We start from the raw sequence: 26553 nt of genomic DNA, 5'->3' as shown, positions 1-26553 counted from the left end.
ATTTGAGAGTAGATCTCAGAATCGCGATCTGTCTACCGCTTCACCGCGGTTCGCAGCACCTCCCGCACGAGTTCCGGCTGCTCGAGCCACGGATCGTGGCCGGCCCCGGAGATCACAGCAAACGTGTGATTCGGCGTGTGCACGGCGAGCTCACGCACCGCCGACACCGGGCGTGGGTCGCCCTCGCCGTGCACGAAGGTGACAGGCGCGGTGATCGCCGCGGCCCGGGCGACGATCCCGTCGTCGCCCCAACTCTCGACCTCGGCGGTCAGCGCGCGGTTCACGGCGAAGTTGATCGGCAGGTCCACGGCCGCACTGTCGTGCGCCCAGGCCATCGCACGCTCACGATCGGCGTGATCGGTGAACCACGCCAGCACGCGGAACTCGGTCTCCTCGGCGGGCGTCCGCTTGCGGCCGGACAGGTTCTCGAGCCGCGCCGTCTGCTCGGGAGTCCGCCGCCGCGCCTCCTCCGCCTCGCACGCCGTCTGCCAGTCGCCGATGCCGACCCCGTCGAAGTAGACGACGCCGGCCACGTGATCGCCGTACGACGCCGCGTAGTTCAGCGCCTGTGTCGCGCCGAACGAGTGCCCGATGACCACGATCCGCTCATGACCGAAGTACGCGCGCAGCTCGTCGATGTCCTGAGCATGCCGCGCCATCGTCTGGACGTCGGACGGGCCTGACCGGCCGCACCCGCGTTGGTCGAAACGGTGCACGACGGTGAGGTCATCGAGCATCCCGGCGAGTACGGCGTGATCACTCCAGAGCCCGGGCCCGCCGTGCACGATCACGACCGCGGGGACTCCCTCGGTCGCCGCGCCTGTGGTCGCGGTCCACAGGCGGACCCCGTCAGATGTCGAAAACGGCATGCGGTGTCGCGATCTCGACCGGACCGGAGAACGTGCGCCGAGCGTTCTCGGCCTGGGTGTTGCGGTCGTACCACGGCGGTACGTGCGTGATGATCAGCCGCTTCACGCCGGCCTTCTTCGCGTGCTCACCGGCGTCGGACGGCGTCAGATGCAGGTCGACCGGGTTGTTCGGATCGTTGTCGGGCAACGCGGCCTCGGACAACAACACGTCGGCGCCACGGGCCAGCTCGATCAGCGCGTCGTTCGGCCCGGTGTCGCCGGTGTAGACCAGCGACTTGTTGCCGTACTCAACCCGAATCGCGTACGCCGGCACCGGGTGCACCATCGGCGCGGTCCGGATCGTGAAGGGCCCGACCTGCTGAACTTCCTTCCAGGCATGGAATTCCAGCTCCTCCTCCATTCCCGGGTCGAGCGGCAGGTCGTACGCCAGCGCCATCCGCTCCGACGTACCGGGCGGTCCGAACACCGGGATGCGTGGGATCGGCGAACCCGGTGCGTACCGCGCCGCGACGTACAACCCGCACAGATCCATGCAGTGGTCAGGATGCAAGTGGGACAGGCCGATCGCGCCGATTTCCGGAACGGCCAGGTGCCGTTGGAGGGCACCGAGCGCGCCACTACCGAGGTCGAGGAGCAGGTGGAACCCGTCAGCCGTGACCAGATAGCTCGAGGCGGCCGAGTCCGGCCCGGGTACGGACCCGGAGCAACCGATCACGGTGAGCTTCATACCTGGAAGATTACCGGCGCGTCCGCCGGTTCGCAGGACCATCGGACGCGTCGATCCGGTTACTACACAGGCATCGTGACGTTTCCGGTGCCCTGGACAACAGCCCCGGTGGGATGCAGGTCACACGGTGCGGCGTCAGCGGACCCAGGCGAACTGATCGACCGCGGAGAGCACCGGCCCGAGGAAGCGCGAACCGATGGCGGCGAACTCGTCCGGACTGCCGGTGGTGACGAAGCGATGCTGCGGCGCCGGGAGGTTGTCGGGGCGGAGCAGACCGGTCTTCGTGAGGACGCCGTACACGTCCTTGGCGCACTCCTCCGCACTGCTGACGAGCGTCACGTTGTCACCCATCACGTACGAGATAACGCCGGTGAGCAACGGGTAGTGCGTGCAACCGAGGATCAGTGTGTCGACGCCGGCCTCGACCAGCGGATCGAGGTACTCGTGCGCGGCTTCGAGCAGCTCCGGACCGGACGTCACCCCGGACTCGACAAAGTCGACGAACTGCGGGCAGGCGCGGGTGAACAGCTCGACCTGCGGCGCCGCCGCGAACCCGTCCTCGTACGCGAGCGACTGCGCCGTGGCCCGGGTGCAGATCACGCCGACCCGCTGGTTCCGCGTCGCGGCGACCGCACGCCGCGCCGCCGGCAGGATCACCTCGACCACCGGTACGTCGTACCGCTCGCGGGCATCCCGCAGCATCGCGGCACTCGCCGAGTTGCACGCGATGACGAGCATCTTCACACCGGCCTCGACCAGATGATCCAGACACTCGAGCGCGTACTCGCGGACCTCGGCGATCGGCTTCGGGCCGTACGGCTGCCGCGCCGTGTCACCGAGGTACAGGATCGGTTCGTGCGGCAACTGATCGAGTACCGCGCGGGCGACGGTGAGTCCCCCGAAGCCCGAGTCGAAGATCCCCACCGGTGCGTCAGCCACAGCGCAGAGCTTATACAGGTCCGCTCGCGGGCAGACCCGAAGGCAGCCTTACCTAACCGTTGCGAACGACACGCCGAGGTTATCCACATCTTTACGTTATGGAATTGCCTTTTCGCGTGATGCACGCCACTCTGGACCGATGTTTGTTCGACCGCCCCTCGTGACGCCATGAACCTGGCGCACCACATCGCGGTGGCTCTGACTACCGCACCAACTCCACAGCCCGACCACGTGACTGCCGCAGGGCAGACGGCGAGCCGGGCCGCGGAGTCGAACAACAGCACCGTGGCAAGCGTCGCGACGGCCATCGGGCCGACCGGGATGCTGCTGGTGGTGCTGATGGCGGCGTTGGCTTTCTACGTCGTCTCGCTGTCCCTGCACCCGAACGCCAAGTGCAACAGGTGCAAAGGTGCCGGCCGGCACCACGGCAGCCTCTTCAGCTACGCCCAGCGCCCCTGCAGCAGCTGCAAGGGTCGCGGGGTCCATCCCCGGCTCGGTCGCCGAGTCCTGTTCAAAGAACCGTAGGCGGACATGACGTAACCCCCCTCTAGGTGCCCTAGGCAACAACAGGCACCGACGGCTCGGACCGGCACTCCGCCCGCCGGCCCGGCCACGCAGTTCAACGCCCGATCCGGCCGTCCACCTGCTCGCGCAGGATGTCGGCATGCCCGGCGTGCCGGGCGGTCTCCTCGACGAGATGCACGAGCGTCCACCGCCGCGTCGGTGCGCCGCGCCTACCCGGCTTCGGCCCCGCAGCTGCGAGGTCGTCCCACGACGCGACCGCCGCGTTCGCCTCGGCAACCGTCTCCCGGTAGCCGGCGAGCACCGTCGCCGCGGTCTCCTCCGGTCCTGCGTGGAACGTGGCTTGCCAGTCCGCCACCTCGACGCCGAGCAGCCGGACCAGCAACCGACCAGCAACAGCCGATCAGGCCCAGAGCTGACCTTCCAGCCGGTCCTCGGCCTCGTCGATGGTGCCCTCGTAGGCGCCGGTCGACAGGTACTTCCAGCCGCCGTCCGCGACCACGAACGCGATGTCCGCGGACTCACCGTCCCGCACACACTTGGCCGCCTGGCCGAGCGCCGCGTGCAGGATCGCGCCGGTCGAGATGCCGGCGAAGATGCCCTCGTTGTCGAGCAGCTCCCGAACCCGGCGGACGGCGTCCCGCGGGCCGACCGAGAAGCGGGCGTCGATCAGCGTCTCGTCGTACAACTCCGGGACGAAGCCCTCGTCGAGGTTGCGCAGGCCGTAGACGAGTTCGCCGTACCGCGGCTCGGCGGCGACGATCTTCACCTCGGGCTTGTGCTCCCGGAAGAACCGGCCGGCGCCCATCAGCGTGCCGGTGGTGCCGAGGCCGGCGACGAAGTGCGTGACCGACGGCAGGTCCTCGAGGATCTCGCGCGCCGTGCCGTCGTAGTGCGCGAGGGCGTTCGACGGGTTGCCGTACTGGTACAGCATCACCCAGTCGGGGTGCTCCTCCGCGACCTGCTTCGCGACCCGGACCGCTTCGTTGGACCCACCCGCGGCCGGGGACGAGATGATCTCGACGCCCCACATCCGCAGGATCTGGCGGCGTTCCTCGGAGGTGTTCTCCGGCATCACGCAGACCATCCGGTAGCCGCGCAGCTTGGCCGCCATCGCCAGCGAGATGCCGGTGTTGCCGGAGGTCGGTTCGAGGATCGTGGTGCCCGGGCGGAGCCGGCCGTCCTTCTCCGCGTCCAGCAGCATCCGCAGCGCCGCCCGGTCCTTGATCGAACCGGTCGGGTTGTGGTCCTCGAGCTTCGCCCACAGGCGTACGTCGCCCGACGGCGACAACCGCGGCAGTCCGACCAGCGGCGTACCGCCGACCGAGTCGAGCAGGCTGTCGAAGCGCATCTCGTCAGTCCTTTCCGGCGGGGTCGGGGCTCAGCCGCCGGCGACCGCGGGCAGCACGACGACGACGTCGCCGTCCTTGACGCCGGTCTTCAGGCCGCCGGTGAACCGGACGTCCTCGTCGTTCACGTACACGTTCACGAAGCGGCGCAGTTCCTCCGGCTCACCCTCCACGATGCGCTCCTTGAGGCCCGGGTGGTTGCCGTTCACGTCGTCGATGAACTCGGCCAGGGTCGCGCCGGCGCCGTCGACCGCCTTCGCACCACCGGTGTAGGTGCGCAGGATCGTCGGCACGCGCAGCTCGATCGCCATACTCAGTCTTCTCCTTCAGAGGTTTCTGTATAAGAACCAACCACGCGTACTTCTTCTTCCGTGACCTCGCCGTCGATGATCCGGTACGAGCGGAATTCGACCGGACCGTCGTACGCCGGGGAGTCCGCACCGTCCCGCGTCGACACCAGCACGTAGTGCGCGCCGGGCTCCTGGGCCAGGTTGATGTCGGTCCGCGACGGGTACGCCTCGGTGGCGGTGTGCGAGTGGTAGATCACCACCGGCTCCTCGTCCCGCTCGTCCAGCTCCTTGTAGAGCCGCAGCAGGTCCCCGGAGTCGAACTCGTAGAACGTCGGCGACATCGCCGCGTTGAGCATCGGGATGAACCGGGTGGCCCGATCCGACCCCTCGGCCCCCGCGACCACACCACACGCCTCGTCCGGATGATCCTTCCGCGCGTGCGCCACAATCGCGTCGAACGTCGCCCTCTCGATGACCAGCACGCCTCCACGGTACGGCGACCGCGCGACCGACCCCGCCAACCACGGAGTCGGTCCACATGGCGGACAGTGCGTTACCAGCGGTGGTGGATCTGGGGCTTCAGGAGGGTGTCGTAGGTCTCGCGGACGGTGGACTGCTGGGCGGGGGTGAGCGGGGCGAGGGTGGCGGCGGAGGTGTTGCCGGCTACTTGGGTGGGGTTGCGGGCGCCGGGGATGACGACCGTGACGCCGGGCTGGTCGAGGATCCAGCGGAGGGCGAACTGGGGCATCGTGACGCCGGCGGGGAGGGCGGGAGCGAGGCGGCGTACCGCTTCGAGGCCGGTGCCGAAGTCGACGCCGGAGAACGTCTCGCCGACGTCGAAAGCCTCGCCGTGGCGGTTGTACGTGCGGTGGTCGTCGGCGCCGAACGTGGTGTGCTCGTCGTACTTACCGGAGAGCAGACCGCTGGCGAGCGGGACCCGGGCGATGATGCCGACGCCGGCGGCCTGAGCGGCGGGGAGGACCTCGTCGAGCGGCTTCAGGCGGAACGCGTTCAGGATGATCTGCACCGACGCCACGTTCGGCCGCGCGATCGCGGTCAGCGCCTCGGCGCAGGTCTCGACGCTCACGCCGTACGCCGCGATCCGGCCCTCGTCGACCATCGTGTCGAGCGCGTCGAAGACCTCGTCGTTCGAGTAGACGGGCGTCGGCGGGCAGTGCAACTGGACCAGATCGATCGTGTCGACGCCGAGGTTCTGCCGGGAGCGGTCGTTCCACGCGCGGAAGTTCGCCAGCGTGTAGTTCTCCGGCACCTGCTCGACCCGACGACCCATCTTGGTCGCCACCGTCAGCCCGTCGTACGCCGAGAGCACCTGCCCGACGAGCCGCTCGCTGCGACCGTCGCCGTACACGTCCGCGGTGTCGATGAACGTCACGCCGCCCTCGACCGCGGACCGCAGTACGGCGAGCGCGTCGCTCTCGTCCACCGACCCCCAGTCCGCACCGAGCTGCCACGCGCCAAGCCCGACCACACCCACGTCCCGCCCGGTCCGCCCCAACCTCCGCGTCTCCATACCCGCAACCCTAGGCGACCCGCCGCTGCGCCAGATCGGCAGCTCGACAGGAGGTGTCAGCCGGTCAGGTAGTGCACCTGAGCGTAATCGGCGCCGCGCGTACAGCGTCTCGTCGGTGCACTACCTGTCGAGATGCCGAATACCGACCGATAGCTCGGGGCCTTCGGCGAGCTCCAGGGCGGTGGCGAGCGTCTCGGCCATGATCAGCTCGCGGTGGGTCTCGACGGCGGCCAGTACAGCGGGCTCCGCGGTCAGCGTCAGTTGGACTCGGTCGGCGACCTCCAGGCCGGCGTCGCGGCGCGCCTGCTGGATCGCCCGGATCACGTCCCGCGCGACCCCCTCGGCCTCGAGCTCCGGCGTCACCGTCGTGTCGAGTACGACGAACCCGCCACCCGTCAGCAGCCCGCTCGCGGAACCGCCGTCGGCCAGCGTCGTCTCCAGGGTGTACTCCCCCTCGGCCAGCTCGATGCCGCCGGCAACCACCACGCCGTCCGGAGAAACCGACCAGTCGCCACTCTTCGACGCCTTGATCACCTGCTGTACGTCGCGTCCGAGCCGCGGACCGGCCGCTCGCGCGTTCACGGTCAACCGTTGCGACACCGGCGCGTCGACGGCGTCGGCCGTGGTCAGCACGACCTCGCGAACGTTGACCTCGGCAGCGATCAACGGCACCAGCGACGCGAGATCCACCGAGGTCGCCACCGTCAGCGTGAGCAGCGGCTGTCGCGCCCGGATCCCGGCCGCCTTCCGGATCGACGACGCGACCGAGCACACCTCGCGCGCCTTCTCCATCCGCGCGACCAGTTCCGGGTCGTCGGGCAGTTCCGCCACGGACGGCCAGTCGGTCAGGTGCACCGAACGCTCGCCCGTCAGCCCGCGCCAGATCTCCTCGGTCACCAGCGGGATCAGTGGCGCAGCTGTCCGGCAGAGCACCTCGAGCGCGGTGTACAGGGTGTTGATCGCGTCCTGCGAGCCAGCCCAGAAACGGTCGCGGGAACGACGGATGTACCAGTTGGTCAGGACGTCGACGAAGCCCTGGACCGCGTCGCAGGCCGTCGCGATGTCGTAGCGGTCCAAGTGTTCCTGAACGTCGAGAACCAGACCGCGCAGCCGAGCCAGCAGGTAGCGATCCAGGACGTCGCGCGACCCGGTCGACCAGGTGCCGGTGACGCCGGCCGTGTTGGCGTACAGCGTGAAGAACGACCAGGCGTTCCACAGCGGGATCAACGTCTGCCGTACGCCGTCCCGGATACCGTCCTCGGTGACGATCAGGTTGCCGCCGCGCAGGATCGGGCTCGACATCAGGAACCAGCGCATCGCGTCCGCGCCGTCCCGGTCGAACACCTCGGTGACGTCGGGATAGTTCCGCAGCGACTTGCTCATCTTCTGGCCGTCGTTGCCGAGCACGATCCCGTGACTCAGGCAGGACGAGAACGCCGGCCGGTCGAACAGCGCCGTCGCGAGGATGTGCAGCGTGTAGAACCAGCCGCGGGTCTGGCCGATGTACTCAACGATGAAGTCGCCCGGGAAGTGGCTCTCGAACCAGTCCGTGTTCTCGAACGGGTAGTGCACCTGCGCGAAACTCATCGACCCCGAGTCGAACCAGACGTCCAGCACATCCGGCACCCGGCGCATCGTGGACTTCCCGGTCGGGTCGTCCGGGTTCGGCCGGGTGAGCTCGTCGACGTACGGGCGATGCAGATCCGGGACCTGTACGCCGAAGTCGCGCTCCAGCTCCTCGATCGACCCGTACACGTCGATCCGTGGGTACGACGGGTCGTCGGACCGCCACACCGGGATCGGCGAACCCCAGAACCGGTTCCGGCTGATCGACCAGTCCCGCGCGTTCGACAACCACTTGCCGAACTGCCCGTGCTTCACATGTTCCGGCACCCAGGTGATCTGCTCGTTGAGCTCGACCATCCGGTCCCGGATCCGGGTCACCTCGACGAACCAGCTCGAGACCGCCTTGTAGATCAGCGGGTTCCGGCACCGCCAGCAGTGCGGATAGCTGTGCACGTAGCTGTCCTCGCGAACCAACGCGCCCGCCGCGCGCAGGTCGCGGATGATCGGCCGGTTCGCCTCGAAGACATGCATCCCCTGGTACGGCGGAACGAGCGACGTGAACAGTGCGCCGTCGTCCACGGTCAGGACCGTGGGGATCCCGGCGGCATCACACGCGAGCTGGTCCTCCTCGCCGTATGCCGGGGCCATGTGAACGACGCCCGTACCGTCGTCGGTCGTCACGTGCTCCGCGGCGATGACCTGGAACGCGTTGGGTGTGTCGGCCAGGAAGTCGAACAGCGGCGTGTACCGCCGGCCGATCAGATCCGAGCCCTTCAGCCGCCGCAGCACCTCGTCGCCGAGACCGGGCATGTCTCCGTGCGGCGACGTGTACGCGGCGAGCCGGGCCTCCGCGAGAATCGTCGGACGGCCCTCGGAGTCGTTCACCACGACGTAGTCGACGTCCGGTCCGACCGCCATCGCCAGGTTGCTCGGCAGCGTCCAGGGCGTGGTCGTCCAGGCAAGCAGGCGCTCGCCGGTCTCCAGTTCGACCGCGACCGTCACCGACGGGTCCTGGCGCGGTTGGTAGACGTCGTCGTCCATCCGGAGCTCGTGGTTGGACAGCGGGGTCTCGTCGTTCCAGCAGTACGGGAGGACGCGGAGACCCTCGTACACCAGACCCTTGTCGTAGAGCGTCTTGAACGCCCAGATGACCGACTCCATGTAGTCGCGGTTCAGGGTCTTGTAGTCGTTCTCGAAATCGACCCAGCGCGCCTGCCGCGTGACATAGCTGCGCCACTCGTCGGTGTACTTCAGCACCGACGCGCGACACGCCTCGTTGAACTTCTCGATCCCGAGCTCGAGGATGTCGGCCTTCGTCTTCAGCCCGAGCACCCGCTGCGCCTCGAGCTCGGCCGGCAACCCGTGCGTGTCCCACCCGAACCGCCGCTCGACCCGGTGCCCGCGCATCGTCTGGTACCGCGGTACGACGTCCTTCACGTACCCGGTCAACAGGTGCCCGTAGTGCGGCAGCCCGTTCGCGAACGGCGGTCCGTCGTAGAAGACGAACTCGTCCGCACCCTTCAGCGAGGCACGGAACGTCTGATCCCGGTCCCAGTACTCGAGAACCTCACGCTCGACCCCAGGGAAGTCCGGCGCACCAACCTTCGGATAGCTCACTCACCGCATGTTATGCAGAAGAGCGGACTGCAGATAACCCAGCCGCCCCCTCCACCCCGCGCGAAGCGCGGAACTGCTTCACCGCATGTTGTGCAGCAGCGCCGACTGGAGGTAACCGAGCCAGTCGTACAGGTCGTACGTCAGGCGGCGGGGATCGTCGTCGGCGAGCTTCTCCCAGGTGTTGTAGTCGTCCTCGTCCTTGATGTCGAGACGGGTGCCGATCGCCAGCCGCAGGTCGTTGATCGCGCGCAACCAGGACAGCTGCTCGTCCGGCTCCAGCGCGATCTCGTCGGCGCCGGACTCCTCCAGCGCGGACAGCACCCGCTTCGCGTCGGTGACCTTCCCCTCCCGCAGCCCCCGCTCGGTGAACCGGCGGAACTCGGCCGACGCCAGGTCGTCCTTCTGGTACGCGTCCGGCAACAGCCGCTGCAGTACGACGTCCTCGGGCGGCGACGTCGGCCCGTCCGACTCCAGCAGCGCGGCGAGCGGGTCCGACGACTCGGCCGAGCGTGGCGGCAGACCGTCGTACAGCAGCTCGACCAGGTTGCGGAGCAGGTTCGCGAGGATGTCCGCCTCGTGCTCGGCGAAACTGACGACGACGGTCTTACGGCGCTTGCGGAACCGCGTCACGACTTCTCGCAGGTGGCCCACAGGCCGTAGGTGTGCATCGCTTCCACGTCGCGTTCCATCGCTTCCCGGTTACCGTTCGAGACCGCCGACTTCCCCTCCTGGTGCACCTGCATCATCAGCTTCTCCGATTTCTGTTTGGAGTAGCCGAAGTACGTCTGGAACACGAACGTCACGTAGTCCATCAGGTTGACCGGATCGTTCCAGACGATGGTCACCCAGGGCGGGCTCAGCTCGATCGCCTCGTCGACCTCGGCGCTCTCGAGCTCGCTTGGTGCGGTGGTCACCGGTCCATTCTCTCCATCATCGTGTTCGGTCTCGCAATAGATCGTGTTCGGTCTCGCAATAGGCTGCTCTTGTGAGCCACTCGACGGCGTTACTGACTGACCACTACGAGCTGACCATGCTGCAGGCCAGCCTGGCCGACGGCACGGCGCAGCGCCGCTCGGTGTTCGAGCTGTTCGCCCGCCGCCTCCCGGACGGCCGCCGGTACGGCGTGGTGGCCGGCGTCAACCGGCTCCTCGACGCGCTCGAACAGTTCCGGTTCGACGAGCAGACGATCGCCTTCCTGGCCGATCGCGGCATCGTGGACCAGGCTACCCGGGACTGGCTGGCGGACTACCGGTTCACCGGCGATGTCTCCGGATACGCCGACGGCGAGATCTTCTTCCCGGGCTCCCCGGTCCTCGTGGTCGAGTCCAGCTTCGCCGAGGCAGTGCTCCTGGAAACCGTTTTCCTGTCTATTCTGAACCACGACTCCGCGGTCGCCTCAGCCGCCTCCCGGATGACCTGGTGGGCCGGTGGGCGGCCCTGTATCGAGATGGGCTCGCGGCGCACCCACGAGGAGGCGGCGGTCGCGTCCGCGCTGGCGGCGTACATCGCCGGGTTCAGCGCGACCTCGAACCTGGAGGCGGCCCGCCGGTACGGCATCCCGAGCACCGGGACCGCGGCGCACTCGTTCACGCTGCTGCACGACCGGGAGCAGGACGCGTTCCGGTCCCAGATCGACGCGCTCGGCAAGGGGACGACGCTGCTCGTCGACACCTACGACGTCGCCGAGGCGGTCCGGACGGCGATCGAGCTGACCGGCCCCGAGCTGGGCGCGGTCCGGCTGGACTCCGGCGACCTCCCGTCGCTGGCCGGGCAGGTCCGCGAGCAGCTCGACTCGCTCGGTGCGGCAAAGACCCGGATCATCGTGACCAGCGACCTGGACGAGTTCCAGATCGCCGCGCTGGCCCCGGCGCCGGTCGACGGGTACGGCGTGGGGACGTCGCTGGTCACCGGGTCCGGGTACCCGACCTGCGGGTTCGTGTACAAGCTGGTCGCCCGGGAGGACGCGAGCGGTGAACTGGTCCCGGTCGCGAAGAAGAGCCCGGACAAGATCTCGATCGGCGGCCGGAAGTGGGCGCTGCGGCGCCGGTCCGCGACCGGGGTCGCGGAGATCGAGCTGATCGGTGTCGGCGAGCAGCCGGTCGACGACGGTGACGACCGGGTGCTGCTGCGCTCGTTGGTCGAGGCCGGCAAGGTCGTCGGCCGGACCACCCCGGCCGAGTCCCAGGCCCACCACGAGAAGGTCCGCGACGAACTCCCCCGCTCCGCCAGCCAACTCAGCCGCGGCGAGCCCGCCATCCCCACCGAGTACGTCGGCGACTACGACGCCAGGAACCCCTTCCGCCCGCGGAGCCACACATGACCCCCACCCCCGACCAGAACACAACCGCACCCGCCGCCGAGTCCGGTGCGGCGGGGACCGATGCGGCGGGGACCGGTGCGGCCGAGGCCGGTGTCCCGAGGGCCGGTGTCGCGGGGGCCGGCGCAGAGACTCGGGGGCAGCTGGAGTGGTCGGCTGCGGCGCCGGCGGATGAGGCTGATGTGCTGATCGCGCTGCGGTTCGCGGACCGCGTGGCGCGGAAGGCGGTCGCCGAGGAACTCGCCGGCACCGAGCTGCACACCGGCCAGGAACTCGTGCTCGCCAAGCTGCTGCACCACGGTTCCCTCCCGGTGGCGCGACTCGCGAAGGTGCTCGACGTCGAGGTCCCCACGGCCACCAAGACCACCCAGCGTATGGAAGCCGCCGGCCTGGTACGCCGGGTCCGCAACGCGACCGACGCGCGCCAGGTCGGCATCGAACTCACCGACCGCGGCGTCGAACTGGCCCACACGATCCAGGAGGTCTACGACCGCGCCGGCCGCCGCGCGCTCTCCCGCCTCACGCCCGAGGACCGCCGTACCCTCCGCAACCTCCTCTGGACCATCACCACGACCCTGGAGGACACCCCCTTCTAACGGGGCAGGTAGGTGTCCAGGTAGGGATTGCGGAACTTGCCGGTCGGGTCGTACTTGGCGGCCAGCGCGATGAAGTCGGGGACCTTGGAGTAGCGCTCGGCGAGGACAGCCGCGTCGGCCTCGAAGACCTTGCCCCAGTGCGGTCGCGCGTCCAGCGGTGCGAGCCGTTCCTCAAGCGCCGCGACGACCGGCCGTACGACGGACTCGTCCTGGACCCAGGTGAAGTGCAGCGCGACTGTGTCCCGCCCTTGGCTCGGGCTCAGCCACAGCTCGTCGGCGGCGATCGTGCGCACCTCCGACACCTGGAGGACCGGCGCGAACTGCTTGCCCAGGGCCCGCAGTACCTCGAACGCCTCCACGGCCCGATCCCGCGGCACGAAGTACTCCGACTGCAGTTCGTCCCCGTTGCTCGGGGTGAACTCGAGCCGGAAGTGCGGCAGCCGCTCGTTCCACGGCCCCGGGACCCCGCCTTGCTGGGTCGCGTAGTCGGCCGGCATCACCTTGATCGGGTGCCGCGCACCGTCGGCGAGGCGCGCGCCCAGCCACTCGGGGTCGGGCGGGCTCAGGTCACGCTGCTTCCGCCAGACCATCACGTCCGGGTCGAGCCAGTCGGTGAACGAGCTCACGCTGTACGCGCTCCCCGTCACCGCGTCCAGATCCGTCGAGAGCCGCTCGACCGGCAACCCGTCGTACACCACCTGACTGATCTGGTACGACGGCTGTACGTCGAGCGTCAGGCTCACGGTCACCCCGAGCGCGCCCAGCGAGATGATCGACCCCGCGAAGTCCGGGTCGTCCCGCGTGAGCGTGACGAGTTCGCCCGCGGCGTTCACGAACGTGATCGCGTTGACGGCGTCGGCGAGCGGACCGTTGGTGTCGCCGGACCCGTGCGTCCCGGTCGAGCACGCGCCGGCCACCGAGATGTGCGGCAGCGAACCGAGGTTGTGCAGCGCGAGCCCCTGAGCCTGCAGGGCCGCCGTGATCTCGCCGTACCGGAGACCGGCGGAGACGGTCACGCCGCGCTCGCCGATCTCGATGACCTGCGGCAGGTCCTGCACGCTGACCAGCGCACCGGTGCTGTCGGCGATCCGGTTGAAGGAGTGCCCGGTGCCGAGTACGCGTACCTTCTCCGCGGCGGAGACCAGCTCCTGCAGTTCCTCGACCGACCGCGGCCGCTGCAGCTCGCTCGCAAAGCTGACGTTCCCAGCCCAGTTCGTGACAGCACTCACGTCGCCCCTGCCTCTCCTCGACCACCCGGCCCCGTCCCCCGCAGCCTCGCACACCGGCCCCCGGAACGGCTGGCCCGTCCACACCCCGAGCCACGCCCCGAGCGTCCCCCACCTCAGCGACGGAGCGTGCTTTGATGGCGCCCGATGGTCATCTGTTTCGGCGCCGCCGCCTTCTGGTTCCTGATCTTCGGCGTCAGCTTCCTGCGCGACCGGCGGCTGTTCAAGAACGGGGTCTTCCTGGTCCTGACCTTGATGTTCGCCGGCCTCGGCGTGATCTTCGCGGTCGAGACGGTGAACCAGACCGCGGCCCGCTGGCTGGTGGTGGCGATCGTGGCCGCGATCCCGCTGGCGATCGCCGTCCTCGCGGTCTTCCTGGTGATCAACGGCGTCACGATGCTGCGCCGCGAGCGCCGTCGGCTGTCCAACCTGCTGTCGCTGCTGGTCGGTCTCGGGATCATCGGGTTCGTCATCTTCAGCGTGCTGGTGCAGAAGATCGGCTGGGAGCCGTTGGCCGCCGTACGGTCGGTTCTGCTCGGGGTGCTGACCTACATCTCGTTCCTGTTCCTCTGCTTCCTGCTCTACGCGTTCGTCTACAGCCGGATCCGCTCCTCGCGGAAGGTGGACTTCGTCGTGGTCCTCGGTTCGGGCGTGATCGGTTCGCGCGTTCCGCCGCTGCTGGCCAGCCGCCTCGACCGCGCGAAGCAGGTGTACGAGCGCGCGCTGCGGAAGGGCCGCTCGCCGCGGATCGTCACGTCGGGCGGGCAGGGACCGGGCGAGGATCTTCCCGAGTCGCACGCGATGGCGGCGTACCTGGTCGAGCGTGGGGTGCCCGACGACCAGATCCTGCGCGAGGACAAGTCGACGACGACCTGGGAGAACCTGACGTTCAGCCGCGACCTGATGGTGCAGTTGCGGCCGCAGTACCGCTGCCTGATCGTCACGAACAACTTCCACGCCTTCCGCGCCGCGCTCACCGCCCGCAAGGCGAAGGTCAACGGTCAGGTGGTCGGCTCCCGGACGGCGGCGTACTACTGGCCGACGGCAACCATTCGCGAGTTCGTCGCGATCCTGGTCAGCCACCCGTACATCAACGGCGGCATCTGCCTGCTGATCGCCGCCGGGGCGATCAACCAGCACGTCTAACGCAGCATCAGTACGGCGGCGATCACGCCCGCCAGCACGATCAGCACCCGCAAGAAGGTCGCGGGCAGTCGGCGTCCGATGTGCGCGCCGACGTACCCGCCGACGATCGAGCCGGCCGCCAGCAGACCGGCCGCGGCCAGGTCGAGGTCCGCGATGAACACGAAGATCACGCTGGCGACCAGGTTGGCCGCGCACAACGCCAAGGTCTTGAGTCCGTTGACGACCCGCAACTCCAGGTCCAGACCGAGCCCGAGGACGGCCATCATCATCACGCCGGCGCCGGCGCCGAAGTACCCGCCGTACACGCCGGTCAACGCGGTGAAGACGGCGGTTGCCGGTGACATCGATCGCCGCAGGCCGTGCGGATGTGTGGAGCGGGACCGCAGCCAGCGCGAGATCCACGGCTGGACGCCGACGATCAGGCACGTGAAGAGAATCAGCCAGGGCGCGGCCGCCGCGAACACCTGGGACGGCAGTGCGAGCAGCAGCGCGGCACCCCCGATCGCCCCGACCGAACAGATCAGGACGACGGCGATCGTCTGCCTGCGCGGGACCTCCCGCAGCTCCCGCCGGTAGCCGATCGCGCCACTCATCGCACCGGGCAGCAGACCGAGGGTGTTCGACGCGTTCGCGACCACCGGTGGGATGCCGAGCGCGATCAGCACCGGGAAGCTGAGGAGCGACGCGACGCCGACGGTCGAGGTCAGGATGCCCGCGCCGAAGCCGGCCCCGACGACGGCCAGCTGCTGCAGGCCCGTCACGCGTACCTCACCTGTGTCCTCACTGGCGTCAAGTATCGGCCATTGGTCCGGACATAGGGTCCGCGGGTCTCGCCTGTCGAACCAGAGCTCGGAGTCATCGCCGCCGTGGTTGCACCAGACCGGATTCGTAGGCGGCGATCACCAGCTGGGCGCGGTCGCGCGCGTGCAACTTGGCGAGCAGGTGGCCGATGTGCGTCTTCACCGTGCCGCGGCCCACGTGCAGGTGCGCGCAGATCTCCTCGTTGGACAGCCCGCGGGCGATCAGAGCCAGTACTTCGCGTTCTCGATCGGTCACCCCGTCGAGCCCGACCAGCGGCGCCTGCCCCGGTTCGGCGGTCCGGGCGAACTCCGCGATCAGCCGCCGCGTGATCGACGGCGCGAGCAGCCCCTCGCCGGCCGCGACGACCCGGATCGCCTGCAGCAACTCGGCCGGCGGCACGTCTTTCAGCAGGAACCCACTCGCGCCGGCTCGCAGAGCGGCGTACACCGAGTCGTCGAGGTCGAACATCGTCAGCATCAGCACTCGAGCGGCCTCGTCCTGCTGACAGATCTGCCGCGTCGCCTCGATGCCGTCGAGGTGTGGCATCCGGACGTCCATCAGCACCACATCGGGCTGCTCCTGGCGCGCGATCTCGATCGCCTCGGCTCCGTTAGCAGCCTCGCCAACCGTGATCAGCCCGGGCGTCGTGTCGATCAGCACCCGGAAGCTCCCGCGCAGCAACGCCTGGTCGTCCGCGACCAGCACTCGGATATCGGTCACCGCGCCACCCGCTGATGTGGCAGCTCGACGACCACCTCGAAGCCGCCCTCCGCGCGCGGCCCGGCCCGATGCGTCCCGTCGTACATGCTCACTCGCTCCCGGATCCCGATCAGCCCGTGACCTTCCACCACAGCGCCACCGACCCCGTCGTCGGTCACCTCCAGCCGTACGCCGTTCGCGGACGTGCTGATCGCCACGCGGCAGCGCCGCGCCCGCGCATGCTTCGTCACGTTCGTCAGGCACTCCTGCACGATCCGCTGGACCGTCAGCGCGACCGCCTCCGGGAGCTCGTCCGGTACGTCGACCGCGAGCTCGACCCGCACGCCCGTCGACTCGACCCGGGAAACCATCTCCGGCAACGCGGCCAACCCGGCCGGTGGCGCGAGGTCCGCCGGCTCACTCGACGTACGCAACAGGCCGAGCATGTGCCGCAGTTCGACCAGCGCATCCCGGCTCGTGGACTCGATCACCGACAACGCGTCCGACACCTCCTCGGGGCGCACCGCCAGCACATGGTTCGCGACGCCGGCCTTGACCGCGATCAATCCCATGCTGTGGGCAACGATGTCGTGCAGCTCACGCGCGATCCGCAACCGTTCCTCCGCCACCGCCTGCTCCGCCAGTACCCGCGCCGCTCGCGCCGCCGCCGCACGCCGGTCCCGCACGACCTGCCCCAGGATCCACGCCCCGTACAGCGCCGCGATCCCGGTCAACACCAGCGCGACATCGGCTCGCCCGGCCGGTGCGCCCGCCACCATCGCGAGCACGAGAACGACGAACCCGACGCTCCCCGCCATCCAGATCAGTCGACGGCTGGACAGCGGCCGCGCCGACGCTCTGGTGAGCGCGACGACGTACAGCACGTACGCGGCGGCGAGCAGCGGATCGCGCAACAGACCGGCAGCGATCGCGATCACGGACACCACGGCGACCACACCGAACGCGTACACCGGCCAAACACGTCGTACGGCGATCGGGATCGCGAGACCGATCACGACGAGCACGCCGGCGCCGGTCGGCGTCATCGTGAGCTCGACGAGGACGGCGTACCCGAGCGCGACGATGCAGTCCGCGACGATCAGCTGTCGCCGGCTCAGGCCGTACTCCTCGGTCACGCGTCGAAACTAGCCGACGCGGCGGCCGATCACCTCGGACCTGGGTCCGTCGGCCCGTGGTCCGATGTGCCGGCGGGTGATCCACGGAAGCGTGACCGGCATGCTGAAACTACTCTCCCTCGCGGCGAGCGGCCTGCTGACGACCAGCGCCCTCACTCCACCCGCGCCAACGCTCAACTGGGGCGAATGCCCCGGCGGACCAGGCACCGTCGGCATCGAATGCGCCACCCTGAAGGTCCCGGTCGACTGGGATCGTCCGAACGGGCGCCAACTCACGCTGACGCTCGGCCGGCTGCGCGCGACCGCTCCGAATGCCCAAGGATCCGTGCTGGTCAACCTCGGCGGTCCGGTCGGGATCAACATCGACCTGATGCGCTCGTACGGCGGTGGCGAGGTCTTCTCCGGTCTGCGCCAGAAGATGGACATCATCACCTGGGATCTCCGCGGCGGACCCAACGCCCCCGGTCTGAGCACTAACCTGCCTTGCGAGTGGACCGGCGTCCGCCAGCCGCGAGTGCCGCGGAACCAGACCGAATTCGACGCACTGGCCGCAACGAACCGGGCGTCCGCGACCAAATGCCAGGCGAAGGATCCCGAACTCTTCGCGGCGATGGACTCGGCCAGCCACGCTCGCGACGTGGACGCGATCCGCCGGGCGCTCGGCGAGTCGACGGTGAACTTCTACGGGGCGTCGTACGGCGGGTTCATCGGGCAGACGTATGCGCGGCTCTTCCCGCAGCACGTCCGCTCGCTCGTCCTCGACGGCACCTGGAACCACAGCACGAACAACTGGGACCGCGAGCTCACCGCGCTCGCCCGCGACGTGCAGACGTTCATGACCCGCTTCTTCGATTGGTGCCGTACGCAAGGAAACTGCGCCGATGCGCCCGCGCTCTGGCAGCGCGTGGTGGCCCGGGCGCAACGCACTCCGCTGCCCGCTGGAAGCACGACGTACGACGGGAACGAGATCCGGGCGACCGGTCTGAGTCTGGCGCGCGGCGGCGAAGCGTCGTACCCGACGCTGCTGGCCGCGCTGCGGAAGGCCGCGACGACTGGTGACGCATCGGGCTTCGTGCCCGCGCCGCCGAACTCGCCGTTCCCGGTCCTGCCCTCGCCCGGAGTCGTGGAGTGCACCGATTGGCCGCATCCGACCAGTCAACGTCAGCTCGCGCGGCAGGTTCGGCGGATGGAGGCTGCCGCGCCGTACACCGGGGTGGCCGGAACCATTCAGCTGTCGATGCTGTCCTGCATCGGCTGGCCGGTCCCGGTACAGAACGAACCCGCTGCGCTGCCGCATGGTCTGCCGCCGCTGCTGATGGCCGGTAACTGGAGCGAGTACGACGCCGCGACGCGCGTGATCGACCAGGTACCGGGCAGCGGGTCGATCTATCACGACGGCCCTGGACACACGCTCTACCTGTCCAACGAGTGCGCCCGCGCGAAGATCGACGCGTACCTTGCGGATCGCGTCGTACCTGCGCGCGGGAGCCGTTGCTGAGGTCAGCGCACGCGGACCGAGACCGACGGGCCCTTCCGGACGTTGCGGCCGTCACTGACCTCGACGTGGTACGCCAGCGTCTGACCGCTGGTCAACCGGGAGTCGGTGACGGACGTGATGGTCGGCTTCGTCCACCACGTCGACGAGCGCGACCAGCTGCCGATCCGCGTGCTGCCGCGGTAGACGAAGTACGTCAGAGCGATGTTGTCCCGGTCGAGCACGGTGTCGAAGGCGATCGTCACCTTGTTCGGCCGGGAGCTCGCGACCTTCGGCGCGGCCGGCCGAGCCGGTGCGGCACCACCAGGAGCGCTGCTGAACCACGTCAGCCCTTCCTGCGGTACGCCGTTCACCTCGGTGAAGTCACCACCCGACCAGAGGTCGTTGCCACCGGACGCGAACGCCAACGGACCGACGAGCGTCGTACCGCCGGCATCGGTGTTCGGGAACCACGGGCCGAGTTTGCCGGTGACAGTGCTGTAGACGAGCAGGTGGTGCATGCCGGTCTTGTCGGGGAACTCACCGTCGGCGCTGCAGTCGTGCGCGTGCGAGCCCTTGTACAACCAGTTGCCGATCGCCTTGATCGCCTCGGTCGCGCCCAGGCACTTGCTCTGCCAGAGCAGCTTGCCGGTCTTGGTGTCCGCGGCGAGCACACCGTCGTAGCACTGCTCGCTGTGGGTGCCGGCGTTGGATGCGAAGACCTTGTTTCCCTGGACTTCCAGGTCCTTGACCCGGCTGTCGCACTCCTCGGACTTCGGCGGGATCGCGGCCGCGGCGGGCATCGAGAGCGCGGCGCCGGTGGTGGTGTTCAGCATCGCGAGCGAGTGCTGGTCACGGCCACCGATCCGGGTGAACCCACCGCCCACGAAGACTCGCGAGCCGTCGGTCGACACCTCGATCGCGTGTACGTCGTCGTCCGCGTCCGGGTCCCAGGGCAGCAGCGCGCCGCTGGTGATCGTGACCGCCGCGACCCGGTTGCGGGCCTGCTTGTCGACCGCGCCGAACGACCCACCGAGGTACACCGTCGTCCCGGTGATCCGCAGTGCCGCGACCCGGTAGTTCACCACCGGGTCCCACCCGGCGACAAGCTTGCCGGAGGCAACATCGAACATCGCGACCTTCGACCGCGGCACTCCGTCCACGACGGTGAAGTCACCACCGATGACGACCCGCCGGCCGTCCAGCGAGGTCGCCACGCTCCACACCGGCCCGTTCACCTGCGGCGCGAACCGCGTCGGTACGCCGGTCGCTCGGTTGAACACCGCGAAGTATTTCCGCGGCGCGTCGCCGACCCCGCGCGCGTTCCCCGGCGGCCGCACCCGGGTGAACAGCCCACCCGCGAACACCAGGTTCCCCGCGACGGCAAGCGCGTTCACACTCGCGTTCGTCTGCCAGGACTTCTCCTGCACCGACGACAGCGCCGACCCGAACCCCCGCGGCGCACTCTGCACCACGACGTCCTCGGTCGCCGCCTGCACCGATGGCCCCGACGGCACCAGCGCCGCGGCAACCACGGCCGCACCCGTGACAACAGCCAGAACAGCCTTCTTCATGAACGAACCCCCAGGGCCCGCTCCGGCGGAAGGCCGACCCATGACTTGATGACTATGCGCCGTCAAACGATAACGCTCAGCACATGCTGCTCTGAAACCAGCCGGGGCTTGCCTGCAGTTTTTTAGTCGGCTAAGTTTTCTGCTTAGCCGACTAATGAATAACGGAAGGACGGGTCATGGACCTGGGACTGAAGGACGCGGCGGTGCTGGTGACGGGTGGGTCGTCGGGGATCGGGCGGGCCACCGCGATCGCGTACGGGCGGGAGGGGGCGCGGGTCGCGATCACCTACAACTCCCGCAAGGACGCGGCCGAGGCGGTGGCCGAGGAGATCGAGGCGGCGGGCGGCGCGGCGTACGTCGTACCGCTGGATCTGGCGGCGCCGGAGACGATCAAGACGGCCGTGGCGTCGGTCGTCGAGCACTGGGGTGGGCTCGACGCGGTGGTGGCGAACGCGGTCAGCTGGGGCACGCTCGGGTACGACGAGCGGCCGGAGAAGGTCGAGGACTCCAACCCCGAATGGTGGACCGGAATCCTGCGGGCGAACCTCGAGGGGAACTTCCACCTCGTACAGCAGGTCGCGCCGGCGCTGCGGCAGTCGGGGCACGGGCGGCTGGTGCTGATCTCGACCGACCTCGCCGAACGCGGGATGAAGGGCGCCTGGGCGTACGGCGCCGCGAAAGCCGGACTGCACGGCCTGGCGGCGAGTCTGCAGCACGATCTCGGCGCGGACGGCGTACTGGTCAATGTCGTGCTGCCCGGGATCACGCTCGAGGACGGCAAGCACCGGGCCATCCCCCAGCCCGCGCTCGAGCGGATCGCGGCGGGCTTCACGGCGCGGCACCTACCGGACGCGGCCGAACTGGCCGACGCGATCCTGTTCCTGACGTCACCGCGGACCAAGGCGATCCAGGGTCAGCTGCTGCACGTGACGGGCGGCGATCTCATCCCCGGATGAGATCGGAATGCGGCGCCGACGGCTCCGACGCTTGTACGGTGGGCTCAGGGAGTACGCCGGTTTAAGGAGCGTCGCGATGACCCGGGCACTGATCGTGGTTGATGTGCAGAACGACTTCTGCGAGGGCGGAAGCCTCGCCGTCGCCGGCGGGGCCGACGTCGCGTTCCGGATCGGCGAGCTGCTGCACCAGTGGCACGAGGCCGAGCCGCGAGACCGGCAGTACGAGTACGTCGTGGCCACCCGGGACCACCACATCGACCCGGGTGACCACTTCTCCAAAGAACCCGACTACGTGAACTCCTGGCCGCCGCACTGTGTGGCCGGCACCGACGGGGTGAGCTTCCACCCGAACCTGGACCCGCAGCCGTTCGACGCGATCTTCAACAAGGGCGAGTTCTCGGCCGCCTACTCCGGCTTCGAGGGCAAGTCCCACGACAGCGGCCACGCCCTCACCGACTGGCTGCGCGGCCGGGGCGTCACCGACGTCGACGTCTGCGGCATCGCCACCGACTACTGCGTCCGCGCCACCGCCCTCGACGCCTGCCAGGCCGGCTTCGGCACGACGGTCCTCACCAACCTCACCGCCGGCATCCACCCCACCACCACCGAACAAGCCCTAACCGACCTCCGCCACGCCGGCATCACCGTCACCTAAAAGGACACCGCTCCGCGCCGACAGCCCTCCCACCGCCTCCGGCGGGCGCACCTCGTACCGACGACTACCGCGGTTGGCGACGGAGATGCACCGCGCTCCAGGCTGACAGTTCCTTCAGCCGCCTCCGACGGAACGTCCCGCGGACAGCTGCCCGCGCCTTCCCACTCGGTGTGAGTGGCGGATGCGAGGTGCATGCCGCCCATCAACAGGCCGGCGAGCAAGCGCCGTCGTCGCCCGCGGCACCAGGCACCTCGGCAGCAGCTGCGGGCGACGTAGTGAGCTCAGCAGCTGAGGACCTCGGACAGGCTATTGCTTGTCCGAGGTCCGCAAGCGGGGTTCAAGGTCAGCACATCCAGGCCGTTCGTGCCCGCCGGCGGGCAGCGCTCTGCCAACGGGCGCGAGCAAACGGGCGGTCAACCCGCGGCGGCAGCCGCAACTCGTCGGCAGTCGCCGGCAGCAGTCCGGCGGCAGCCGGGAGCTGTGCCGGCGCTGAGCCGGAGGGTGGGTGGGAGACGCGCGCGGCACGGCGGCGGAGGAGCCCCGCGTTGCGGCGCGCGGGGGCTATCTGACGGGGGCTCCGGGGCCGAGGGGGATGCCTAGGGCCCACCAGGCGAGGAAGAGGAGGGTCCAGGCGATGGTCATTGCGACGGCCAGGGGCACGGTGTACGACGCTAGCGTGCCGACGCCGGCGTCTTTGCGGTAGCGCTGGAGGAAGCCGAGCGCCATCACGAAGTACGGGCTCATCGGGGTGATCGCGGTGGAGCCCGAGTCGGCGATGCGGAAGAGGGCCTGGGTGGTCTCGGCGGGGACGTTGAGCAGCAGCATCATCGGGACCAGGATGGGAGCAGTGAGCGCCCACATCGCCGACCCGCTGGTGACCAGCACGTTGATCACCGTGAGCAGCGCGAGGATGCCGAGGAAGATCACCACCTTCGGCGCTCCGAGATCACCGAGGACCCGGGCCGACTCGGCCGACAGCAGGTCGCCGAGGTTGCTCCAGTCGAAGTACGCGAGGAACTGGGCGATCGCGAAGAACAGCACCAGCACCGGCGCCATCTGCTTGATCCCCTCCCCCATCAGCTTCGGTACGTCGCCCGCGCGCTCGATCTTCCGCACCGTCACGCCGTACGCGATCCCGACCAGGCCGAACAGTACGGCGACGACCATCGCGATCCCGTCCAGGAACGGGGAGTCGACGATGCTCCCGTCCTTGCCGCGCAGCGGTGAGCCGTGCGGGATCAGTACGGCGACGATGGCGGCGGCCGCGACCAGGAGGACGATCCCGGCGCGGCGCAGGCCGCTGCGCTCGGCGTCCGACACCGCGAGCTGGTCGGGACCGTCGCCCGGCGCGTCCGGGTCGGCGTCGAGATCGGTCCGCTTGCTCAGCACCAGGCGCGTCACCAGCGTGATCACCAACGCGAGCAGGACCGACGAGGCGATGTTGAAGAACCAGTTCGACAACACCGACACGTGCGCGTTCGGGTCGATCGTCTTGGCGGCGGCGGTGGTGATGCCGGCGAAGATCGCGTCGTTCGGTGTCGGGATCGGACTGGCGTCGTACCCGGAGGCGATCGCGGTGTACGCGACCACGATGCCGAGGATCGGCGACCTGCCGACCGCGCGGAACGCCAGCCCGCCGAGCGGCACCAGGATGATGTACGCCGCCGCGGACGCGACATGCGCCGTCGTCCCGGCGAACGCAACCGCGAACACGACCATCGACTGCGGCACCCGGGACACACTGACCCGCATCAACGCCTGTAGGAATCCGGTGCGCTCGGCCAGCGCGACGCCCATGATCACGACCACGATCGTCGCCATCGGCGGGAACTCGGCGAAGTTCGAGATCGCCGTCGAGACCGCCATCTGTAGGCCGTCACCGGAGAGCAGGTTCTGGACGGCGACCTCCTTGCCGTCCTTCGGCGAGATCACCGACACGTCCAGCGCGGACAGGATCGCGCTGACCACCGCCAGGATCGCGGACAGGATCCAGAACAGCCAGAACGGGTGCGGAAGCGCGTTGCCGACCCGCTCGATGACCGCCATCGCGCGCACCAGGCGCGGCAGCTCCCTCGTCTCGGTCGCGGTGCTCATCGCGTGTGCGCCTTGAACGTGTGCGCCTTGAAGAAGTCGCCGATCAGCGTCGACGCCTGGAAGGTCTGGGTGACGTACCCCGGGCCCGAGCTGGAGTCCGACCCCGGCCACGTGTGCCCGCCGTCGGTGACCGCGACGTGCACGACATCGGCCGTGCAGCCCTTGTAAGTGAACGTCAGTACGTCGTCACCGAGCCGACTCGTCTTCGGATCCTGCTTGCAGTGGTCGCGGACCGCCCAGTCACGGACCCACGTCTGCACACTCGGCAGGTCGCGCTCGCCATCACCGCCGTACGGGATCGTCGTGTCGCCGGTGCCATGGATGTCGAGCACCGGGACCGGGCGGCTCGGCGCGCAACGCGTGCCCTCAATGTAGAACGCGCCGGAGACCGGGGCGATCGCCGCGAACCGGTCTGCGAGCTGACAGGCGAGGATCCCGGTGAAGCCGGCGCCGTTCGACTTGCCGGTCGCGTAGACGGCGTCGGTGTCGACGCAGTACTTCGATTCCAGGTCGTCGAGCAGGTCGCTGGTGAACCCCACGTCGTCCACACCCTTGGCGGAGTACGGCGCTCCTTGCCAGGCCTGCTTGTTCTCGTCCCCGATCACACCGTTGGGGTAGGCAACAACCGCGTCGAGCTTCGACAGACCCGAGAACGCCTCGGTCTGAGCACCGGTCTTGCCGCGGCCGTGGTACACGACGATCAGCGGGTAGGACTTCGACGGCTGGTAGTTGTCCGGGACGTGCAGGCGGTAGGTGCGGGTGATGCCGCCGGAGACCAGCGTGTAGTCGCCGGCCGGGGCTGTTCGCGTCCCACACCCGGCGCTGCCCTCGGCTGCGGCGGTTACTGTGGGCAACGTGGTGGCGGCGGCCACCAGGCCGGCCGCCGCCAGCAGTGCGCCGACCCTGCGGGCGGTACGGCTGGAGGTTCTGGGGCGTGCGAGGTTCATCAGGGGTCCCTCCTCGGGGCGTGCGGCCTGCGGGCGGGCAGGCTCGCGCCTGGACCTCCCTGAGCGAAGGTCCAGTGTTCGGGGGTGCGGCGTCAGGCCGAGAGCAACTCGTCGGCGAAGGCGGCTATCCGGTCGGCGGCGGTCTCCACCAGGAGACGGCCGTCCTCGGCAGTGGCGCGGCGGGGATCACCCAGCACACCACGCTTGTGGTACTCGTCGAACCCGACGGACAGCCGCGGGCCGCGCGACCCCCGGGCCAGTCGGGCCGGAACGGTGAGCTCCTCGAGCGTCAACGCGCCCGGCTCCAGGCGATCCGCCTGAACCAGTTCCGGGGCGAGATAGAGCATCTGCGCGGTCTCCGCTTCACCGGCGTGACCGTGGACCGCGCCGACGTCGGTGATCAGGTCCGACACCACCGACGTGAGCGGGGTCCAGGCGAACGTGACGTCGCCGCGGACGTACTCCTGCGCGAGCACGGACAGCGCGGCGTTGTTCCCGCCGTGCCCGGTGATCACCAGGAACTGCTTCCAGCCGTGTTCACGCAGGCTGGCGACGAGGTCCCGGAGTACCTGGAGGAAAGTTGCCGGGGACAACGTCATCGTCCCGGCGAAGGCCATGTGGTGCGGCGAGACGCCGTACGGGACGGGCGGGGCGATCACCGCCCGGCCGGCCAGTCGTTCGGCGACCCGCTCGGCGACGCCGACCGCGCGGACGGTGTCGGTGGACATTGCCATCCCGCCGCCGTGCTGTTCCTGCGCGCCGACCGGGATGATCACCAGCGGCGCTGTGCGGACGGCCTCGAGTGCTTCGTCGGTCGTCATCTCGGCAAGTCTCATGAGAACTCCGGGGCGGCTTCGACGGCCTGACGGATGTTGTCCAGGTGCTCGCGGGTCAGGCGCTCGGCCCGTACGGCGTCCTGCGCGCGGACCGCCTCGACGATCGCCTGGTGTTCCTCGTGGTCGCGCTCGCGGTTGTCGTACAGCGCGCGGATCTGCTGCTGCTCGCGGCCCCGGACCTTCAGCAGCGACGCCAGCACCTCGTGCAGCAACGGGTTGCCGGACGCGGCTGCGAGCTCGATGTGGAAGTTCAGCGCGAACGCCGGCCCACCGGGCGGGACCAGGGCGTTGGTGACCGCAGCCTCCAGGCGCTCCAGGTTCTCCGGCTGCCGCGCCACGGCGGACTGGGCGGCGACAGCCGGCTCGATCACCAGGCGCGCGCCGATCAACTGCAGCACGGAGTCCTTGGTGATCGGCGGCCGATGCGGATTCGCCAGTACGACGTTGTTGATCGTCGGACCGACGTACGTCCCGGACCCGTGCCGGAACTCGACCGCGCCGGTGGCCTCGAGCTTCCGGAGCGCCTCGCGCACGGTCGGCGTGGTGATCGCGAACCGTTTCGCCAGCTCACGGGCCGACGGGATCGCGTCGCCCGGCCGCAGCCCGCCGTCCCGGATGATGCCGAGGATCGACTCGGTCAACCGGTCGGACAGGCTGGGCAGCGCCTCAGATGCTGAGTAAGTCAC

At 69.2% G+C, this 26553-nt stretch carries 27 protein-coding genes; 7 read left to right on the top strand and 20 right to left on the bottom strand.

The window, feature by feature from the left end; genetic code table 11:
- Positions 1–32: 32 nt before the first annotated feature.
- From AC0662_RS17090 to murI, 3 genes are all read right to left on the bottom strand, one after another.
- Positions 33–869 carry an alpha/beta fold hydrolase gene (locus AC0662_RS17090; protein WP_478301597.1) on the bottom strand — a complete coding sequence of 279 codons (837 nt, stop codon included), beginning with the start codon at positions 867–869 and terminating at the stop codon, positions 33–35.
- A complete protein-coding gene (locus AC0662_RS17085; protein WP_452195081.1) occupies positions 850–1596 on the bottom strand; it encodes an MBL fold metallo-hydrolase in 747 nt (248 codons plus the stop codon). The genes AC0662_RS17090 and AC0662_RS17085 overlap by 20 nt, the downstream gene beginning before the upstream one ends.
- 135 nt (positions 1597–1731) lie before the next feature.
- A complete protein-coding gene (gene murI / locus AC0662_RS17080) occupies positions 1732–2535 on the bottom strand; it encodes a glutamate racemase (protein ID WP_452195079.1) in 804 nt (267 codons plus the stop codon).
- A gap of 231 nt (positions 2536–2766) precedes the next feature.
- Between murI and AC0662_RS17075 the strand changes: the two genes are divergently transcribed.
- On the top strand, positions 2767–3060 hold the full coding sequence (locus AC0662_RS17075) for a hypothetical protein (RefSeq protein WP_452195077.1): 294 nt from the start codon (positions 2767–2769) through the stop codon (positions 3058–3060).
- A 94-nt stretch (positions 3061–3154) separates the two neighbouring features.
- Here AC0662_RS17075 and AC0662_RS17070 read toward each other — a convergent pair whose 3' ends face one another.
- From AC0662_RS17070 to clpS, 8 genes are all read right to left on the bottom strand, one after another.
- The gene (locus AC0662_RS17070; RefSeq protein ID WP_478301595.1) at positions 3155–3442 is read right to left on the bottom strand and encodes a mycothiol transferase; all 288 of its coding nucleotides are present in this window, start codon (positions 3440–3442) and stop codon (positions 3155–3157) included.
- An 18-nt stretch (positions 3443–3460) separates the two neighbouring features.
- Positions 3461–4408: a PLP-dependent cysteine synthase family protein gene (locus AC0662_RS17065; protein WP_478301593.1), complete on the bottom strand. Its 948-nt coding sequence runs from the start codon at positions 4406–4408 to the stop codon at positions 3461–3463.
- 30 nt (positions 4409–4438) lie between these two features.
- Positions 4439–4717 carry a MoaD/ThiS family protein gene (locus AC0662_RS17060; RefSeq protein WP_452195072.1) on the bottom strand — a complete coding sequence of 93 codons (279 nt, stop codon included), beginning with the start codon at positions 4715–4717 and terminating at the stop codon, positions 4439–4441.
- A gap of 2 nt (positions 4718–4719) precedes the next feature.
- Complete coding sequence (locus tag AC0662_RS17055) at positions 4720–5178, bottom strand: M67 family metallopeptidase (RefSeq protein WP_452195070.1); 459 nt, start codon at positions 5176–5178, stop codon at positions 4720–4722.
- Between the two features lie 71 nt (positions 5179–5249).
- Positions 5250–6227: an aldo/keto reductase gene (locus AC0662_RS17050; protein WP_478301591.1), complete on the bottom strand. Its 978-nt coding sequence runs from the start codon at positions 6225–6227 to the stop codon at positions 5250–5252.
- A 120-nt stretch (positions 6228–6347) separates the two neighbouring features.
- Positions 6348–9410 carry an isoleucine--tRNA ligase gene (gene ileS, locus AC0662_RS17045; RefSeq protein ID WP_478301589.1) on the bottom strand — a complete coding sequence of 1021 codons (3063 nt, stop codon included), beginning with the start codon at positions 9408–9410 and terminating at the stop codon, positions 6348–6350.
- A gap of 78 nt (positions 9411–9488) precedes the next feature.
- Positions 9489–10040, bottom strand: a complete 552-nt coding sequence (locus tag AC0662_RS17040; protein WP_478301587.1) for a DUF2017 domain-containing protein — start codon at positions 10038–10040, stop codon at positions 9489–9491.
- Positions 10037–10324, bottom strand: a complete 288-nt coding sequence (clpS, locus tag AC0662_RS17035; protein WP_452195062.1) for an ATP-dependent Clp protease adapter ClpS — start codon at positions 10322–10324, stop codon at positions 10037–10039. The genes AC0662_RS17040 and clpS overlap by 4 nt, the downstream gene beginning before the upstream one ends.
- 116 nt (positions 10325–10440) lie before the next feature.
- Between clpS and AC0662_RS17030 the strand changes: the two genes are divergently transcribed.
- Positions 10441–11730 carry a nicotinate phosphoribosyltransferase gene (locus tag AC0662_RS17030; protein WP_478301927.1) on the top strand — a complete coding sequence of 430 codons (1290 nt, stop codon included), beginning with the start codon at positions 10441–10443 and terminating at the stop codon, positions 11728–11730.
- A complete protein-coding gene (locus AC0662_RS17025) occupies positions 11727–12323 on the top strand; it encodes a MarR family winged helix-turn-helix transcriptional regulator (RefSeq protein ID WP_478301585.1) in 597 nt (198 codons plus the stop codon). Before AC0662_RS17030 ends, AC0662_RS17025 begins: the two co-directional genes overlap by 4 nt.
- On the opposite strand, the gene AC0662_RS17020 is transcribed toward AC0662_RS17025, so the two are convergent.
- Positions 12320–13552 carry an FAD-binding protein gene (locus AC0662_RS17020; protein WP_478301583.1) on the bottom strand — a complete coding sequence of 411 codons (1233 nt, stop codon included), beginning with the start codon at positions 13550–13552 and terminating at the stop codon, positions 12320–12322. The two genes, AC0662_RS17025 and AC0662_RS17020, sit on opposite strands and share 4 nt — an antisense overlap.
- Before the next feature lie 144 nt (positions 13553–13696).
- Between AC0662_RS17020 and AC0662_RS17015 the strand changes: the two genes are divergently transcribed.
- Positions 13697–14695, top strand: coding sequence for a YdcF family protein (locus AC0662_RS17015; RefSeq protein WP_478301581.1), 999 nt, complete (start codon positions 13697–13699; stop codon positions 14693–14695).
- Here the strand turns inward: AC0662_RS17015 and AC0662_RS17010 are convergent.
- From AC0662_RS17010 to AC0662_RS17000, 3 genes are all read right to left on the bottom strand, one after another.
- Complete coding sequence (locus tag AC0662_RS17010; RefSeq protein ID WP_478301579.1) at positions 14692–15456, bottom strand: sulfite exporter TauE/SafE family protein; 765 nt, start codon at positions 15454–15456, stop codon at positions 14692–14694. The genes AC0662_RS17015 and AC0662_RS17010 overlap by 4 nt on opposite strands.
- A gap of 94 nt (positions 15457–15550) precedes the next feature.
- Complete coding sequence (locus AC0662_RS17005; protein ID WP_452195052.1) at positions 15551–16216, bottom strand: response regulator; 666 nt, start codon at positions 16214–16216, stop codon at positions 15551–15553.
- The gene (locus tag AC0662_RS17000) at positions 16213–17331 is read right to left on the bottom strand and encodes a sensor histidine kinase (protein WP_452195051.1); all 1119 of its coding nucleotides are present in this window, start codon (positions 17329–17331) and stop codon (positions 16213–16215) included. The genes AC0662_RS17005 and AC0662_RS17000 overlap by 4 nt, the downstream gene beginning before the upstream one ends.
- Positions 17332–17431: 100 nt before the next feature.
- On the opposite strand from AC0662_RS17000, the gene AC0662_RS16995 reads away from it, so the two are divergent.
- Positions 17432–18829, top strand: a complete 1398-nt coding sequence (locus tag AC0662_RS16995) for an alpha/beta fold hydrolase (protein ID WP_478301576.1) — start codon at positions 17432–17434, stop codon at positions 18827–18829.
- A 2-nt stretch (positions 18830–18831) separates the two neighbouring features.
- Here the strand turns inward: AC0662_RS16995 and AC0662_RS16990 are convergent, their stop codons facing one another.
- Positions 18832–20379 carry a fibronectin type III domain-containing protein gene (locus AC0662_RS16990; RefSeq protein ID WP_478301574.1) on the bottom strand — a complete coding sequence of 516 codons (1548 nt, stop codon included), beginning with the start codon at positions 20377–20379 and terminating at the stop codon, positions 18832–18834.
- A 176-nt stretch (positions 20380–20555) separates the two neighbouring features.
- On the opposite strand from AC0662_RS16990, the gene AC0662_RS16985 reads away from it, so the two are divergent.
- Entirely contained in the window at positions 20556–21335 is a 780-nt protein-coding gene (locus AC0662_RS16985) for an SDR family NAD(P)-dependent oxidoreductase (RefSeq protein WP_452195046.1), read from the top strand.
- Between the two features lie 76 nt (positions 21336–21411).
- Positions 21412–21990 carry an isochorismatase family protein gene (locus tag AC0662_RS16980; RefSeq protein ID WP_452195044.1) on the top strand — a complete coding sequence of 193 codons (579 nt, stop codon included), beginning with the start codon at positions 21412–21414 and terminating at the stop codon, positions 21988–21990.
- 561 nt (positions 21991–22551) lie between these two features.
- Here the strand turns inward: AC0662_RS16980 and AC0662_RS16975 are convergent.
- From AC0662_RS16975 to AC0662_RS16960, 4 genes are all read right to left on the bottom strand, one after another.
- Complete coding sequence (locus tag AC0662_RS16975; protein ID WP_478301571.1) at positions 22552–24084, bottom strand: AbgT family transporter; 1533 nt, start codon at positions 24082–24084, stop codon at positions 22552–22554.
- Positions 24081–25031, bottom strand: coding sequence for a CE1 family esterase (locus AC0662_RS16970; RefSeq protein WP_478301569.1), 951 nt, complete (start codon positions 25029–25031; stop codon positions 24081–24083). Before AC0662_RS16970 ends, AC0662_RS16975 begins: the two co-directional genes overlap by 4 nt.
- A 92-nt stretch (positions 25032–25123) precedes the next feature.
- Complete coding sequence (locus AC0662_RS16965) at positions 25124–25852, bottom strand: creatininase family protein (protein ID WP_478301567.1); 729 nt, start codon at positions 25850–25852, stop codon at positions 25124–25126.
- An 11-nt stretch (positions 25853–25863) separates the two neighbouring features.
- Positions 25864–26553: a FadR/GntR family transcriptional regulator gene (locus AC0662_RS16960; RefSeq protein ID WP_478301565.1), complete on the bottom strand. Its 690-nt coding sequence runs from the start codon at positions 26551–26553 to the stop codon at positions 25864–25866.

The organism is Kribbella sp. NPDC043289, assembly GCF_056436705.1.
The sequence above is the reverse complement of the archived record's forward strand: the minus strand, read 5'-3'. Positions and strand labels throughout refer to the sequence as shown.

Bases quoted from the DNA above. Each gene is read 5' to 3' on its own strand.
- AC0662_RS17030 (WP_478301927.1), top strand. From the start codon at position 10,441: ATGCTGCAGGCCAGCCTGGCCGACGGCACGGCGCAGCGCCGCTCGGTG.
- AC0662_RS16995 (WP_478301576.1), top strand. From the start codon at position 17,432: ATGCTGAAACTACTCTCCCTCGCGGCGAGCGGCCTGCTGACGACCAGC.
- AC0662_RS16965 (WP_478301567.1), bottom strand. From the start codon at position 25,852: ATGACGACCGACGAAGCACTCGAGGCCGTCCGCACAGCGCCGCTGGTG.
- AC0662_RS16975 (WP_478301571.1), bottom strand. From the start codon at position 24,084: ATGAGCACCGCGACCGAGACGAGGGAGCTGCCGCGCCTGGTGCGCGCG.
- AC0662_RS17015 (WP_478301581.1), top strand. From the start codon at position 13,697: ATGGTCATCTGTTTCGGCGCCGCCGCCTTCTGGTTCCTGATCTTCGGC.
- AC0662_RS16970 (WP_478301569.1), bottom strand. From the start codon at position 25,031: ATGAACCTCGCACGCCCCAGAACCTCCAGCCGTACCGCCCGCAGGGTC.
- AC0662_RS17085 (WP_452195081.1), bottom strand. From the start codon at position 1,596: ATGAAGCTCACCGTGATCGGTTGCTCCGGGTCCGTACCCGGGCCGGAC.
- AC0662_RS16985 (WP_452195046.1), top strand. From the start codon at position 20,556: ATGGACCTGGGACTGAAGGACGCGGCGGTGCTGGTGACGGGTGGGTCG.
- AC0662_RS16990 (WP_478301574.1), bottom strand. From the start codon at position 20,379: ATGAAGAAGGCTGTTCTGGCTGTTGTCACGGGTGCGGCCGTGGTTGCC.
- AC0662_RS17060 (WP_452195072.1), bottom strand. From the start codon at position 4,717: ATGGCGATCGAGCTGCGCGTGCCGACGATCCTGCGCACCTACACCGGT.
- AC0662_RS17025 (WP_478301585.1), top strand. From the start codon at position 11,727: ATGACCCCCACCCCCGACCAGAACACAACCGCACCCGCCGCCGAGTCC.
- AC0662_RS17065 (WP_478301593.1), bottom strand. From the start codon at position 4,408: ATGCGCTTCGACAGCCTGCTCGACTCGGTCGGCGGTACGCCGCTGGTC.
- AC0662_RS16980 (WP_452195044.1), top strand. From the start codon at position 21,412: ATGACCCGGGCACTGATCGTGGTTGATGTGCAGAACGACTTCTGCGAG.
- AC0662_RS17090 (WP_478301597.1), bottom strand. From the start codon at position 869: ATGCCGTTTTCGACATCTGACGGGGTCCGCCTGTGGACCGCGACCACA.
- AC0662_RS17050 (WP_478301591.1), bottom strand. From the start codon at position 6,227: ATGGAGACGCGGAGGTTGGGGCGGACCGGGCGGGACGTGGGTGTGGTC.